The organism is Paenibacillus paridis (genome assembly GCF_006345825.1).
GTDB lineage: Bacteria > Bacillota > Bacilli > Paenibacillales > Paenibacillaceae > Pristimantibacillus > Pristimantibacillus paridis.
Genome location: NZ_VCIX01000079.1, coordinates 81,959 through 98,266, shown reverse-complemented (window position 1 = coordinate 98,266; position 16,308 = coordinate 81,959). Strand labels below are relative to the sequence as shown.

Below are 16,308 nucleotides of genomic sequence, written 5' to 3'. Positions count from 1 at the left end.
CAAAAGTCCTGAAATCTTTAGTTTATTCGGTTATTTCATATATTTATGCGTTTTATGTCGCAAAACCAATCATTCTCGCTTTTTAGAGCGGAAATATATAAATAAAGACTGTTTATTATAAATACTAGACGGAAAAGAATCCTCTATAATGAATGAACCATGGCTTACTTATGGCGAGGAGAGTAAGGCTTAAGACTTGGTAAGCGTCAAGGTCTAACCATGGTTGTACGACAATTGACGAAACAGGAGGAAAGATTGCGGTGAAAATTTCAGTAATCGGTGCGAAACAATCGCTTCGCAAAGCTATGGCGTTAATGCTATGTGCGAGTTTGTTCGTTTCATTCCTGCCGCCGGCAAAAATGGCAGCAGCAGAATCAGCGACAGAAGCATTAACAGCAGCTGCAGCAGTACAGAGCATCTTTATTGAGGACTTTAATGACGGGGATGCAGAGGGATGGACCTCATATGGATCCATGGATCCGCAAAATCGCGGCGTTTGGGAGGTGAATTCGGCAAAGCAATATCGGATTAACGGCTCTCCCGGTGCCAAAACGGTAGCATCCAGCACTTATTTTCAAAACGTGCAATATGAAGCTGATCTGAAAATCGGAGGCATCAATTCAGATGGCACAGGGCTGCTCTTCAGAGTAAATAACGTATCGGATAATGTGGCTGACGGCTATACGGGCTATTACGCGGCATTAACGGTAGACAAGAAAATGACGCTCGGAAGAGTAACAGGTAATGGCGATGAGTGGAAGGAGCTGAAGATCGTTCCGGTCAAGTGGAACCAAGGCCATGTGAAAGTGGTCGCAATCGGTAACCATATTCAAGTCTTCCTGAATGACATGGTCACGCCAGTGATTGACTTAATCGATAATGACGGCAGACAAATTACGGAAGGCGGCCAAATCGGGCTTCGGACCTGGTGGGGAACCTCTACGGTAGATAATATCGTCGTTAGAGAGCGCTTCGAGCAGACAACAGCCGCACCGGAGTTCAGCATTGCGCCAGGGCAGTACGATTCGTTGCAAACGGTTTCAATCACTTCGGCATCGGTTGGGGCAACGATTCGTTATACGACTGACGGTAGTCAGCCAAACGGGAATTCTCCCCTTTATACTTCTCCAATTACAGTAGGGACGGTCACGAATATTCGTGCCTATGCGGAGAAAGCAGGCGAAACGGTGTCGGATACGGTGGAAGCAGCTTATGTCATCGCTAGAAGCGACGGGGAATTAAAGGATGATTTCGACAATGGGCTTACCCAGCAGTGGTCAACCTTTACCGGTACACAAACAGCGAATTGGCAAGCGGTTGGCGGCAAATACCAAGTAACGAACAGCAGGGGCGACAAGGCGCTGCTTGATGCATCGCCTGAGCATTTCATCGTAGAGGCCGATATTAATCCTTATGCAAGCTGGCAAAACAGCGGCTTCATATTCAGGGTTGCCGATCCGGGCAACGGTGCGGATAAGATGAGCGGCTATTATGCAGGGATTGCTGCAGACGGTACGCTTGAAGTCGGGAAAATGAATGCGGCCGGTAATAATGGCAGCGGAAGCTGGACGGGAATTGCAAAATCATTCGCGGCCGTTTATCCAAACCAGAACAACCATTTGAAAGTGGTAGGCTACGGTTCAACCTATTACATTTATGTAAATGGCAAATTGGAGTATCAATTCGCGGATACGGAGTATCAAGCAGGCAAGATCGGGCTCAGAGCTTGGAATGATAACAATCTTGTTACTTACGATAACTTTAAATTGACGAGCTTAACGAGCAAAGCCGCAACTTTTAATGAAGGCTTTGACAGCGGGAACGCAACGGGTTGGACAACCTATGGCGGTTCTTGGAGCGTGACCGACGGGAAATATAAAGTAGGCGAAGGCTCAGGCTTCAAATCCATTGCAAATAACACCAATTACAGCAATTTCACCTACGAAACGGATATCTCTGTAAGCAAAGGCGAAAGAGACGAGAATGCGGGTGTGCTTTTCAGAGTCAGCAATCCTACGGTTGGTACAGATAACCTTAAAGGCTACTTTGCGGGTATAGCCGTGAATGGGCGTGTTCAGGTTGGGAAGTTCAACAACAATTGGACAGAGCTGGCCTCCATTCCTTATCCGATTAGCCAAAATACGGTCTACCGGTTAAAGGTCGTTGCTGAAGGAAGTAACATCGAGGTATATATCAATGACGAGGTTGTAGTCAGCGTAGTAGACCGTACGTATACGCAAGGCGCAATCGGCCTTAGGACGTTTCTCGTAGACGCAGCCTATGACAATATTAAGGTCACGGACACCGGCGCAGTAACGCTTCCTGTTTTTGACTGGTCATGGGTACAAGGCGCCGTCTTCGTTCCGACTAGCGCAGTCAATCAAATTGAGCAATGGCGCAGCTATGACCATGAAATTAATGATCGTGAGCTCTCCTATGCCAAAACGTATGGCATTAATTTCGTAAGGGTATTTATGCATAACCTATTGTGGGAAAATGATCAGGTGAATTTCTTAGCTAACCTAGAAGATTTCCTTTCCTTAGCAGATCAATATGGCATTAAAGTCGAGCTCGTATTTTTTGACGATTGCTGGGGCGATTTCCCGGTTTGGGGCGATCAGCCAAAACCTAGATACGGCGCGCATAACAGCCAATGGGTCGAAGCTCCAGGCGATACGGTGAAAGCAGATTATGCGGCTAACAAGGAAAAGCTCAAAGCTTACGTGCAAGGGGTAGTAGGCGCATTTAAGAACGATGATCGAATTGCGGTGTGGAACGTCTACAACGAGCCAAGCAATGGCGAAAGCGGCTTGATGGACACTGTTACGAAACAAATAATGAACGATTCGCGAATTTGGATTAAGGAAACGGGCTCCACGATTCCGGTTACCTCCACAGGAGGCCAATTCTCGGGCGGACCGTTCTCTGACTTCATTACGTACCATCCCTATGAATCCGATTACCCTACCTATCCGGACAGATACGGGCCAAATCAAGGCGTGCTTGCCGATGAGGTCATGAATCGTCTAACGCAATCGGTTCCGGGAGTAGTCAACAATTTTGGCAAAAAAGGATTGGGCTTTGTCATGTGGTCACTCGGGATTGGCCGTGATAACACAAGATTCCCTTGGGGAAGCGATGTTAATCCGCTGACGGAAGAGCCGGCCGTGCCATTCCATGGCGTTGTTTATCCAGACGGCCATCCTTGGGATGTCAATGATATTAAAGCTTTGGTAGGCGATGCCTACGATACGCTGCCGATCTTCGGCGTACAGTATTTTAAAGACAGCAACTTCGAACAGCCTGTCAAGAAATCGATCACCCCGCGTGTTGATTTCGACCTTGGCAATGAGAGAGGGACGGGATCGCCTGATTCATCCGTAGGCATTGGCGAGGATAACTTCTCGATCCGGTGGACAGGGACGATCCAGCCCGGCGCAACAGGCAATTATACAATTTTTGCAGACAGCGACAACATTGCAAGAGTATGGATTGACGACATTCAAGTCATCAACAAGCAATCACATGGCAGAGAAGAAGTGAGCGGGACGATCGCGCTGACAGGCGGAGAAAAACTGGCCGTGACGATCGAGTATGTCCATGCTGCCGGAGATGCGAGCATGCACGTGAAATGGGCGGGGCCAAACCTGGCGAAACAAGTGTTGCTGCCGGTTTATTCGGAGATACCGGTTGAATCAGTGAGCTTGACGCCTTCTGCAATTACGGTAAAGGTTGGGCAAAAAGAGACGCTGCTAGCGACGCTTAAGCCGGTAAATGCCTCGAACCAGCAGTTGACCTGGAGCTCCAGCAAACCAGGCATTGCCCATGTCGGAACAGATGGCACTGTAAAGGGAATAGCCGAAGGTACGGCCACGATTACGGTGACTTCAGCCGATGGCGGATTCTCTGCTGCTGCAGCGGTAACGGTGCAAGCCGCAACGACCTTTACTAATCCGATCGTACCGGTATCGGGACCCGCGGGCTCCGCAGACCCGACGATCGTATTCAAGGATGGCTATTATTATTATGCAAAATCAGATAATGACACGTCACTTGTCGTTGCCAAAGCCAAACGATTGGAAGATATCGGATCATCCCCACGGGTAACCGTTTATACGCCGCCTGCAGGAACGATGTACTCGAAAGAAATTTGGGCACCGGAGCTGCAGTATATTAATGGCAAATGGTATATCTATTTTGCTGCGGATGACGGAAACAACAACAACCATCGTATGTATGCCTTGGAAGGCAACTCGCAGGATCCGCAAGGAACCTACACTTTCAAAGGAAAAGTCGCTGATTCAACTGACAAATGGGCAATTGACGGCGCGGTCTTGCAAGCTGACAACCAATCCTTGTATTTTGTATGGTCAGGATGGGAAGGCAACACGAATGTAAGGCAGAACCTTTATATTGCGCCAATGAGCAATCCATGGACGATAAACGGACCAAGAGTATTGCTTTCTACCCCTGAAAAACCATGGGAATTGAATGGCTCGCCATACATTAACGAAGGACCGGAAATATTGAAAAAGGATGGCAAGGTGTTCGTTGTATACTCCGCAAGCGGAAGCTGGACCGATGAGTACACTCTAGGCATGCTTACCAACACAGACGGTAACCTGCTTAATGCCGCATCGTGGACAAAAAGCGGACCCGTATTCACCAAAGCGCCAATGAGTTTCGGACCGGGGCATAACACGTTTACAACCTCGCCTGATGGGAAAGAGGATTGGATCGTTTACCACGCGACCATGAAGTCGGGCGGAAGCTGGGGGAATCGGAGCGTAAGAGCACAGAAATTTACTTGGAATGCGGATGGCACGCCGAATTTCGGCACGCCAGTTGCTTACAATGCGCTGGTGGAACAGCCAAGCGGCACGCCATTGATTGATCGCCATAGGTATGAAGCAGAGGATGCCGTGCTTCATGGCAGCGCAGCTGTCGTCCAATCGGAGAACAGCTCTGGCGGGAAAGTTGTAGGACAGCTCGATGCAGCAAGCAACGACTTTGTAGAATTTAACGTCGAAGCGGCTAGTGCCGGAGAATACAGCTTGATCGTCATGGCTGAGAATGGAAGCTCAGGCGGTGCCATTGCCGAGCATGACGTATCCGTGAACGGAACGAAGGGGCAAGCCATCGCTTACAGAAACTATGGCTGGGGCCATACGAATCCGTCCTCCGTCGATGTGACGTTGGAAGCGGGATCGAACACAATCCGGCTTTCGAAGAAAACGAATTTTGCTCAGATTGACTATATCGTGCTTGAACGTCTTGTGGCGGAACCTGCCAATAAGCTTCCAATTGAATCGCTTAGCTTGGATAAGTCCGTTCTTAATGTAGCGATTGGAGCTGTAACGGCGCTTACTTCAACCATCAAACCAATGATGATTTCGGATAAGAATGTAACGATTACCTCTTCCAATCCGAATGTAGCGACAGCGGCTGTTGTGGGCAAGGATTCATTGACAGGACGCACAATGTTTGAGATCACTGCGAAACAGCCGGGAACGACGCAAATCCGCGTGGTAAGCGCAGCGAATGAAAGCATTTTAGCAGAAAGCACGGTTAACGTACTGCCTGAGTCGCAGGAGCCTAATCTTTCTGCATTTATAGTGGATCATTTTGATGCTCCCGAGCTGAATAAGGATTGGTCGGTGTACCAAGAGCTTGCTTCTAACTGGAGCTTGACGAAAAACCCTGGCTTTATGACGCTGCGAACAACGGCTACGGATATTTATCAAGATAACAACTCATTAAATAATGTGTTCTTGAAAAATGTTGCGGCAGGCAGCGATTTCGAATTGGTAACGAAGCTGACGGCCCCAGTTACCAAAAACCATCAGCAAGCAGGCTTGATCGTATGGCAGGATGCCGACCATTTTGTGAAGCTATCTCATGTGTGGGCTAGCGGCCAAATTATCGAAACCGCGTACGAAATAGACCGGAAATACCAAAAGGCAACTAATTTCGTTAATCATCCTGGAGGCGATACACTCACGCTGAAAATTAAAAAATTAGGCAATGTGTATACGACTTATTACTGGAACGGCTATGAATGGATTCAAGCTGCTGATGCAATGACCGTTGACTTAAGCTCAATAAAAGTCGGGTTTTTCGCGAGCAATGTCGTTGCGCCTAACGATCCTATCGATGCGACTTTTGATTATATCGCGGTTAGAACGATCGAGGGAGGCGTTGATCTCGCACCGAAATCAGCCCATTTGCAGGCTGGCGAGAAGATTCAGCTCGTGAATGAAGGCAAGAGCGGGTCCGATGTAACATGGTCATCTTCTAATGAAAGCATTGCGACTGTAAGCGAAACAGGATTAGTTGTTGGCGTATCGCCAGGCAGAGCAGTCATTAAGGCAACTTCTAAAAATGGGGATTTCACTTCGCGAGCTACCGTCACGGTAGTAGGGGCGATTAAGCCGGGTGAAGTGCTGTACAGTGAAGATTTCTCCAGTTTAGATCCTACCGAATGGAGCACTTACGGCGGCGTATGGTCAGAAAGCGAGGGTGCCTATACGGTATCGAGCGGAGCGGGCTACAAAGCCATCCTGAATAGCATGAACTTTACCGATTACGTGTTGGAAACGGACGTGAAGATTGTTAGCGGAACGGAAGCCGGACTCGTATTTAGAGCTTCTAACCCGGCCGTGGGCCCTGATGCATTGGACGGTTATTATGTCGGCATTAATGCGGCGAACAAGTCTGCTGTTTTAGGCAGTTTCACAAACGGGAAGTGGAGAGAGCTCGCAACAAGAAATCTTCCGATTCAAGCAAACGAATGGTATACCATTAAAATTATTGCGAGTGAAGACCACATCCAGGTTTACATCAATGACAACCCGCTGAATGTCAATCCGTATCCTAAGTTTGACGTAGCGGAATCGACCCACCTTGCAACAAGCTCCATTGGCTTTAGAACGTTTAATGCCAAAGCACAGTTTGACAATGTGAAGGTTAGCGCTTACGCGGAAACGCTCACAGGCCCAACCTATACGAATACGGAACAGCTTCCTGATATTGCTGATCCGCATGTGTTGTTCTATGAAGGCGTCTATTACCTGTACGGTACAAATACCGCCGATTATCCGAATATGCCAAATGGCATTAAGGTGTATTCGTCATCGGATCTTGCTAACTGGCAGGAGCATGGTTATGCGCTGGAAAACAAAAATTCATGGGGTAACAACCGCTTCTGGGCGCCGGAGGTCATTGAGAAAAACGGTACATTCTATATGTACTATGCCGTTGAGGAACGTCTCGCCGTTGCCACAAGCGATTCGCCGCTCGGACCTTTTGTTCAAGAGGTACAAGCGCCTATTCATCTGAATACGCCTGAGATTGACGCGCATATCTTTACGGATGAAGACGGGAAAACCTATTTGTACTTTGTTCGTTTCAATAATGATAACCATATTATGGTTGCTGAAATGAACGATGATATGAAAACAATCAAAGAAGATACGGTTCAATTTGTATTTGCGCCGACGCAGGCTTGGGAGAAAAGCCAGAAGCAGCCGGTCGCTAGCATTAATGAAGGCCCATTTGTCATTAAACACAAGGGAACTTATTACATGACGTATTCAGGAAACCATTTCCAAAGTCCTGATTACGGAGTAGGCTATGCGACTGCTCCTACGCCTACTGGGCCGTGGACCAAATACGAGTTCAATCCGATTATGAAAGCTAATGAGCTCGTGCCGGGAGCAGGGCATCACTCGCTCGTGCAATCCCCTGACGGGAAAGAATTGTTTATGGTTTATCATGTGCATTATGGAATTGGCCAAACAGAGCCAAGAAAGCTTGCGATTGACCGCGTACAATTCGTTCCGCAGGCGAACGGCCCTGACTTAATGGAAGTGTGGGGTCCAACGATGACGCCGCAGCGCATGCCTTCTAATTACAAGGAGATTGAGGTTGAATCTATTGTCATCAACGGCCAAGGCGGTGCTGCTGCGATTACGACAAAAGGCGGCACACTCCAGCTGAATGCATCGGTACTTCCGATTGACGCTACGAACAAACAAGTACAATGGTTGATCGAAAGCGGGGAGCAAGCAGCATCGATTTCGCAAACGGGTCTATTGACGGCTTTGAACGATGGGGTCGTTACGGTAAAAGCGGTCTCCGCTGGCCGTCCGTCCGTCTTCGATACGATTGCCGTTACCATTTCCGGACAAAAGGATTCAGAAAACCCAGGCAATGGCGGAGAGCAGCCTAGCGGAGGAGGTTCTGCACCGGAGCCGGTTGCAAAGGTTGAAGGTCATGTACTGACCTTGCCTGCGATTAAGCCGAATGAAAACGGACAGCTGCTTCTGAAAGTAGCACAAGCGGATTTCGAAGCGGTACTTGCCCAAGCGGTGAATAAGTCCGTGACGATTATGCTGCAAAATGCAGATACTGCTAAAGAAGTCATTCTATCACTGACTGCGGGCCAGCTTGAAGCAGCCAAGCAGAAGGGAATTGAGAATGTAGAGATTGTGTTTGGTTCCACAACGTTTAACCTAAAGACCGGACCAATAGCTCCAGGACTGGATAAAGCTGCAGTCATTGCTCTCTCTTTGTCCGGGGTTAACAAACAAAGTTTATCTTCCGAAGCGGCTGCCGTAATCGGCGATAAGCCTGTCTATGCGATTACGCTAAGCGTTAATGGAGGCAAGCAATCTGACTTGGGCGATAAATGGCTTAAAGTATCGCTTGATTATAAGCTGCTGCCGAATGAAAATCCTAATCAAGTCGTCATTTATTACATCGATGACCAAGGAAAGCTGTCTCTAATTAAGCATGCCAAATTCGATGCTGAAACAGGGAAAGCAGTATTTGAAGCCGGGCATTCTGGTCAATACGCTGCTGTATACAAGCCTGCTGCTTTCACGGATCTTTCCCAAGTCGCTTGGGCGCAAGAAAGCATCCATGCATTGGCAGCTCGTGAAATTGTGAATGGCGTCGGCAACCAATTGTTTGCTCCGAGCAGCAAAGTAACGAGAGCTCAATTCATTACGATGCTGATGAACGCGTTTGCCTTCACGGACAGCAGCGCGACAAGCACGTTTAGCGACGTGTCGCAAGAAGCATGGTATTACCAAGCCGTGGCGCTAGCCCAAACGCTTGGCGTTGTGAATGGCAAAACGGATGGCAGCTTTGGCGTAAATGATGAAATTACGCGAGAAGAGATGGCCGCTATGGCCTATCGCGCATCGAAGCTTGCTGCCGTAGACCTTTCTTCTTCAGAAGAAACGAATCCATTTGCCGATCAATCGACTATTGCCGCATTCGCTGCAGAGAGTGTCAGCGCAATGCAAGCCGCAGGCATTATTAATGGTAAAGGCGCTAGCCGCTTTGCACCAAAGGATCATGCTTCGAGAGCAGAAGCAGCCAAGATTGTTTATGGTCTATTTAAGCTGATTCCTTAATCTAAACCTTCGTTATCTTTAAGCGCCGCCCCTCGCAGATCTATGCGGGAGGCGGCGCTTATTTGCTTATTTCAGCTTATTTCGGATCAAGGAAAAGGACCGAATAATGTATAAAATAGCTTTTGCGTGTAAATACAACGGCTGCTTGAATCCGTAAAATGATAATTGATCATAAAAATAGAGTGTTCATAGAGGAAGGAGTGGCCTAATGAACGGAAACGTTCTACTGAAGATGGATGACGTAAGCAAAACCTTTCCCGGCGTTAAAGCGCTTAGCGGCGTAAACTTCACCTTGCGAAAAGGAGAGGTTCACGCATTGATGGGCGAGAATGGCGCGGGGAAATCTACCTTGATAAAAGTGCTGACTGGCGTGCACGCGATGGATAAAGGTGTAGTGAAATTAAATGGGAGACTGATTACGGCAAAGTCGCCGCAGGAGGCGCAAATGCTCGGAATCAGTACGGTGTATCAGGAAATCAATTTATGCCCTAATTTGTCTGTGGCAGAAAATTTGTATATCGGCCGCGTGCCGAAGCGTAGAGGCTCGATTGATTGGAAACGGATGAACGAGGACAGCGAGCGCTTGCTGAAACGGTTGAATTTAAATCTGGATGTGAAGCAGCCGCTGTCGGATTTCTCGGTCGCCATTCAGCAAATGGTTGCGATTGCGAGGGCGGTTGACATGTCCAGTGGCGTTCTTATTCTCGATGAGCCCACCTCCAGCTTGGACAATCAAGAGGTGCAGCAATTGTTCGATGTCATGCGCAAGCTTCGCGACGAGGGGATGGGAATCGTGTTTGTCACCCACTTCCTGGACCAGGTTTACGATATCACCGATCGGATCACGATTTTGCGCAATGGCGCTTTAGTCGGTGAATATGAGACGAGCAAGCTGTCCAAGAGCAGTCTCGTATCGAATATGATTGGCCGTGAATGGAGAGAAGAGGACGAGCATCGTAAAAAGGAGCAGAGCTATACCTCTGAAGTCACGATGTCTACCCAAGCTTTAACGAGAGCGGGTTCCGTGAAACCGGTCAGCTTATCTGTCAAGAAGGGAGAGGTTGTCGGACTTGCTGGCTTGCTCGGATCGGGCCGTTCGGAGTTCGCCAATCTCATCTTTGGCATTGACCAGTCCGACAGCGGCATTCTGACGCTGGGGTCGGAGACGTTCCAGTCGATGAATCCGAAGAAGGCCATCCGGAAGGGAGTAGGCTTCTGCCCGGAGGATCGGAAAGTAGCAGGCATTGTGGGCGAGCTGACGATACGTGAAAATATTGTGCTCGCGCTTCAGGCGAAAAAGGGCATTTTCAACTATATCCCTTTAAAAAAACAGCAGGAAATTGCGCGCAAATTTATCGAGCTGCTTCGAATCAAGACGCCTAGCATGGAGCAGCGTATCGATAATTTAAGCGGCGGCAATCAACAGAAGGTTATTTTGGCACGGTGGCTCGCTACGGAACCAAGCCTGCTCATTCTCGATGAACCGACAAGGGGGATTGACGTTGGCTCCAAAGGCGAGATTCGCAAGCTGATATTGGATCTGGCGAAGTCGGGGCTTTCGATCTTAATTATCTCCTCTGAGCTTCAAGAAATGATTGAATGCGCGGATCGGATCGTCGTGCTGCGCGACCGGATGCAGGTAGGCGAAATTAGCGGCGATCACATGACGGAAACCAATATTATGAAGATGATTGCAGAAGGAGGCGGTTCACATGAGCAGTATTCGCAAACGGGCAGCTAGTATCATGCATACCAAAATCATTTGGCCAATTACGGCTTTAGCCGCCATCTTGTTGTTCAACTTATTTTTTGTTCCAGGTTTTTTTAATATCGAAATCAAAAACGGCCATCTCTTCGGAAGCTTGATCGATATTTTGAATCGCGCTGCACCCATTATGGTTATTGCCATTGGCATGACGCTTGTTATTGCGAAGGAAGGCATCGATATCTCGGTCGGCTCCGTTCTGGCGATAGCGGGTGCGGTTGCCATCTCCCTGCTTGGCGTCGTACCGCTTTGGCTTGCCATAGTCGCCGCTTTGATCGTCGGGGTATTATGCGGCTTATGGAATGGCTTGTTGATCGCTTACCTGGGCATACAGCCCATGGTTGGGACTTTAATTCTCATGACCGTGGGCCGAGGAATCGCACAATTAATAACGGAAGGCAAGGTGCTTACTACCGACGATAAGGCTTTCGGTTTCATCGGTAAAGGGTTTTTCTTAGGCTTGCCTTTCTCCATCTTTATCGCGGCATTCGTGTTTCTCTTTGTTCTGTATTTGAAAAAGCGTACCGCTCTTGGGCTTTTCCTTGAGGCAACGGGCACAAATAAAATATCCAGTGAGTATGCGGGCGTTGAGCCCCGGAAAATATACTTATTCGTTTACATCGTTTGCGGCCTCTGCGCTGCGATTGCAGGACTGCTTGTCAGCTCGAATATTAGCAGTGCGGATGCGAATAATGCAGGCTTATGGATTGAGCTGGATGCGATCTTGGCGGTCGTTATTGGCGGAACCTCCATGCGGGGAGGACGATTCTTCCTTGCCGGTACGGTAATCGGGGCTTTGTTCATTCAGTCACTAACGACAACGATCTACTCCATGGGGGTACCGCCTGAACGCATTATGGTTGTGAAAGCTATTGTTGTTATCGTTGTAAGCTTGATGCAATCCGACCGTTTCAGACGAGTGTTCCAGCAGAAGAATAAACAGGCGGTGGCAGGATGAAGCTGAATCTTCGAATCAATCAGAACAATATTATTATTCTCTCGACATTGCTGCTTATTATTTTATTATACGGTGCCGGCTCAGTCCTCTACACCGGATTTTTCACATGGCAGGTTTTCTTCAATCTATTTATTGATAACGCTTATCTGATTATCGTTGCGACGGGGCTTGCTTTCGTTATTATTACAGGCGGAATCGATTTGTCCGTTGCTTCAGTCGTTGCATTCGTAAGCGTCGTATCGGCTGCGCTGCTGCAGGAGGGCATGAATGCATACGCGGTTATGGCCATTTGCTTGCTCATCGGCATTTTGTTCGGAGCTGCGCAAGGTTACTTGATTCAACGCTTCGACCTCCACCCTTGGATTGTTACCCTCGCAGGCATGTTTCTTGCGAGAGGGGCGAGCTATTTCATAACCACGCAAAGCATCGTCATCGAGAATGCAACGTATACCGCCATTTCCAAATTCAAAATCAATCTGGTCGGGTCCAACTTCATCTCGGTGAGCGTCGTAATCGCACTCGCGGTCGTCGCTATCGCTATCTATGTCGCCAAATACACGGAATTCGGCAGGGCGGTATTTGCGATCGGAGGCAGCGAGCGCTCAGCAGTGCTCATGGGCCTGCCGGTTCCTCGCATTACCGTATTGGTATACACCATTAGCGGTTTCTGTTCTGCGCTTGGCGGCATTGTATTCACCTTCTACATGTTGTCTGGCTACAATCTTCATTTAATGGGAATGGAGATGGATGCCATTGCCGCTTGCGTCATCGGGGGCATTCTGCTCACGGGTGGTTTTGGCTACTTGGTTGGTCCTTTATTAGGCGTTATCTGCTCCGGCATTATTCAAACCATTGTCATGTATCAGGGCACGCTGAGCTCATGGTGGACCAAAATTGCAGTGGGCTTCCTATTATTCCTGTTTATTCTTCTGCAAAGGGTAATTGTTATTCGCAGGCAAAGACGGCGCATCATCAGCCATGCTGCGGGGAAACCAGCCCCAAACGGCGGGGATCGTCGAGCGCCGGCTTCGGTTTAAAGTTATGAATAAATCATAATCACGAATTACAGATAGTGCCGAATTTAGCAAAATATAACGTTATTATCTAAATACAATAAAATTGAAACGAATTATATTAATAATGTGATCAACACACAGCATATAAAGGGAGGAACAAAAAAATGTTTAAGTTTAAAAAGAGTTCTTTTGTCATGACAACGGTGTTAGCGGTGGGGCTTCTGCTATCGGCATGCAGCGGCAATGCAGCTAACAATAATGGAGGGACTGCGGCAACGAATGCAGGGACGGAGACGACGGCTCCTGCGCCAGAAGACAAAGGATCGGACAAAAAGATCGTCCTGGGCTTCTCGCAGATCGGTGCGGAGAGCGGTTGGCGGGATGCTGAAACGCAATCGATCAAGGACACCTTCGGCAGCGACGCGCAGTTCGAGCTGAAGTTCTCCGATGCCCAGCAAAAACAAGAGAATCAAATTAAAGCGATCCGCACCTTCATCTCCCAGAAAGTAGACGCCATCGCGCTTGCGCCAGTCGTTGAATCAGGCTGGGAAACGGTGCTGGAAGAAGCAAAAGCTGCAAACATTCCCGTATTTCTGCTTGACCGTACAGTAAAAGTAAGCGATGAGTCGCTTTACACTTCATTTATCGGTTCCGATTTCGTGCTTGAAGGACAAAATGCAGCAAAAACGATGATGGAGCTGCTTGGCGCTGACAAGCAAGTAAACATCGTTGAGCTTCAAGGAACGGTTGGCGCGAGCGCTGCGAACGACCGCCAAAAGGGATTCAAAGAAATTGTTGACGGCAACCCTAACTACAAAATCATTAAATCCCAATCCGGAGACTTTACCCGTGCGAAGGGCAAAGAAGTTATGGAAGCCTTCTTGAAATCCGATGGCAAAAATATTCAAGCGGTTTACGCACATAACGATGACATGGCGCTTGGGGCGATTCAAGCGATTGAAGAGTACGGCTTGAAGCCGGGAACAGACATTTTCGTCGTATCGGTGGACGGAATCAAACCGGCGTTTGAAGCCATCCGCGACGGGAAGTTGAATGTTACTGTTGAGTGCAATCCGTTGCTAGGGCCTCAATTAAAACAAGCCATTCTTGACTTCAAAGAAGGCAAAACGTTGGAAAAATGGATCAAATCAGACGAGGATGTTTACTTCGGTCAAAAAGCGATCGATGCATTGCCAAACCGCCTCTATTAAACTCGAATGCAACAAATTGCAAAGGGGCCCATGCCCCTTTGCAATTTGTTGTTTCCCATCAAAAAAAGTCGATATATACTGAGATTAAAAAGAAATAGGTGAGAACGTGTTTGCAGGAATCAAACGCTTGGAGATTATCCAACGATTTCAAAATCGCAGTATTAGGTTCAAGCTTCTCATTTATTTTGTCATTATTATATTATTGTCAATCGTTACGTTAAGCGCAGTCGGCACAGGGGTTTACAAACGTTCCATTGAAGATACGACCAATGAACATACGATTCAGATGATGAAGCAAGTTAAAAATAACATTGTGTATTATTTCGATGAAATGGAAAATATTTTGGCTTATGTCGCGGACGACAACAACGTGATGTCTTTTTTCAGTGAAGGGCTTGTAACGGGGGCGGATGTCACGGGCGCTCGAGAAGCCGACATCGAAAAGGTTATCGCCATGTACGAACGAAGGCATCGCGAAATCGCAGGCCTGCTAATCGTGAATAAAAAGGATCAGTATGTCAGCAATAGACTGGAGAGAATCATTCGGGACCCGTTAACCTCGGAGAGCTGGTACAAGGAAGCGGTTGCTAAGCCCGATGAGCTGCTGTTGATCAGCAAGCCCATTGGAAGGAACATTAAATCGGAATACAATTACAGTGCCGATCAAGTGCTGTCTTTCGTAAAGGCGATTAAGGATCCGCACACGAATGAGGTGCTGGGCGTTATCTTGCTGGATATGGAGCTAAGCATTTTTCAAAAAACGATTGAATCCGTGTCGTTAGGAAAAAGCGGGTTCGTCTATATTACCGATTCGCACGGGGGCATTGTATATTCACCGGTTAACTTAATTGTATATAGGATTGACAACAAGTGGTTAGAAAGCGGTTACACGAGCATGGAGAAAAAGATCAACAATCGAGCCTTTCAAATCATGCAGGATCGATTCGAGCGCACGAATTGGAAGATCGTCAGCGTCTTTCCATTGGATGAATCCAAATCGGTGGTCATCAAATGGCAGCTGTATACCGTTATCGTCGTGCTGCTCACGATCATTTTAGCAATCATCGTCTCTTGGTTCTTTACGAATTCGATCATTAATCCGGTGCGCAAGCTGCGGCGCATTATGCACCGTGTGGAGGAGGGAGAGCTCCATCTGCGGTTCAAAGGCGGCTCGAAGGATGAAATCGGCCAATTGGGCGACAGCTTCAACAAAATGGTACAGGAGATCGAGCAGCTGATCCATATGGTCTATACCGAGCAGAAAGAGAAGAGGGAAGCGGAGCTCAAGGTGCTGCAAGAACAGATAAAGCCGCATTTTCTGTATAACACGCTTGATACGATTCAGTGGATGGCACAGGACAGAGGGGCCGACGATATTGTTGAGATTATAATCGCACTGACCAATCTGTTCCGAATTGGTTTAAGCAAAGGAAACGAAATGATCTTTCTCGAAGATGAGATCAAGCATGTGGACAGCTATCTCATTATTCAAATGATGCGGTATGAGAGCAAGATTAGCTACGAGATTCAAGAAATACCCGAGAGCTTGAAATATAACCGCTTATTGAAGCTTATTCTTCAACCGCTCGTCGAGAATGCGATCTATCACGGCATCAAAATGAAAAAGGGAAAAGGCCATATTCGGATTGAAACGGTACATATCGACAATCACCTTGTCTTGTCGGTTATCGACAACGGGCAGGGCATGAAGCCGGAGCAGCTGGAGCTTCTTGAGCAAGGCTTGAAGGATTCAAGCAATCCAGAACATAAAAACGGGTTTGGTTTATTCAATGTCAATGAGCGAATCCGCCTTACATACGGTCCGTCCTACGGGATTGAAGTGAAGAGCGAATATGGCGTAGGCACAAGAATAAATGTTTATCTGCCGGTAAACAACGATTGAGGCTGAAAGAGCTTGTTACTCACAGAAGGAGGA

General features: G+C 47.8%; 6 protein-coding genes. All 6 read left to right on the top strand.

The annotated features are described in order from the left end of the window. The first annotated feature begins 260 nt into the window (after positions 1–260). The 6 genes from FJQ58_RS09095 (at position 261) to FJQ58_RS09070 (ending at position 16,275) form a co-directional block, all read left to right on the top strand. Positions 261–9,422, top strand: coding sequence for a family 43 glycosylhydrolase (locus FJQ58_RS09095; protein ID WP_139992519.1), 9,162 nt, complete (start codon positions 261–263; stop codon positions 9,420–9,422). A gap of 208 nt (positions 9,423–9,630) precedes the next feature. Next, positions 9,631–11,163 carry a sugar ABC transporter ATP-binding protein gene (locus FJQ58_RS09090; RefSeq protein WP_139992517.1) on the top strand — a complete coding sequence of 511 codons (1,533 nt, stop codon included), beginning with the start codon at positions 9,631–9,633 and terminating at the stop codon, positions 11,161–11,163. Beyond that, on the top strand, positions 11,135–12,145 hold the full coding sequence (locus tag FJQ58_RS09085) for an ABC transporter permease (protein ID WP_139992515.1): 1,011 nt from the start codon (positions 11,135–11,137) through the stop codon (positions 12,143–12,145). The genes FJQ58_RS09090 and FJQ58_RS09085 overlap by 29 nt, the downstream gene beginning before the upstream one ends. Beyond that, entirely contained in the window at positions 12,142–13,182 is a 1,041-nt protein-coding gene (gene yjfF, locus FJQ58_RS09080) for a galactofuranose ABC transporter, permease protein YjfF (RefSeq protein WP_139992513.1), read from the top strand. The genes FJQ58_RS09085 and yjfF overlap by 4 nt, the downstream gene beginning before the upstream one ends. A gap of 143 nt (positions 13,183–13,325) precedes the next feature. After that, a complete protein-coding gene (locus FJQ58_RS09075) occupies positions 13,326–14,372 on the top strand; it encodes an ABC transporter substrate-binding protein (protein ID WP_139992511.1) in 1,047 nt (348 codons plus the stop codon). A 127-nt stretch (positions 14,373–14,499) separates the two neighbouring features. Next, positions 14,500–16,275 carry a cache domain-containing sensor histidine kinase gene (locus FJQ58_RS09070; protein WP_139992509.1) on the top strand — a complete coding sequence of 592 codons (1,776 nt, stop codon included), beginning with the start codon at positions 14,500–14,502 and terminating at the stop codon, positions 16,273–16,275. Positions 16,276–16,308 lie beyond the last annotated feature (33 nt).

Bases quoted from the DNA above. Each gene is read 5' to 3' on its own strand.
- FJQ58_RS09090 (WP_139992517.1), top strand. From the start codon at position 9,631: ATGAACGGAAACGTTCTACTGAAGATGGATGACGTAAGCAAAACCTTT.
- FJQ58_RS09085 (WP_139992515.1), top strand. From the start codon at position 11,135: ATGAGCAGTATTCGCAAACGGGCAGCTAGTATCATGCATACCAAAATC.
- yjfF (WP_139992513.1), top strand. From the start codon at position 12,142: ATGAAGCTGAATCTTCGAATCAATCAGAACAATATTATTATTCTCTCG.
- FJQ58_RS09075 (WP_139992511.1), top strand. From the start codon at position 13,326: ATGTTTAAGTTTAAAAAGAGTTCTTTTGTCATGACAACGGTGTTAGCG.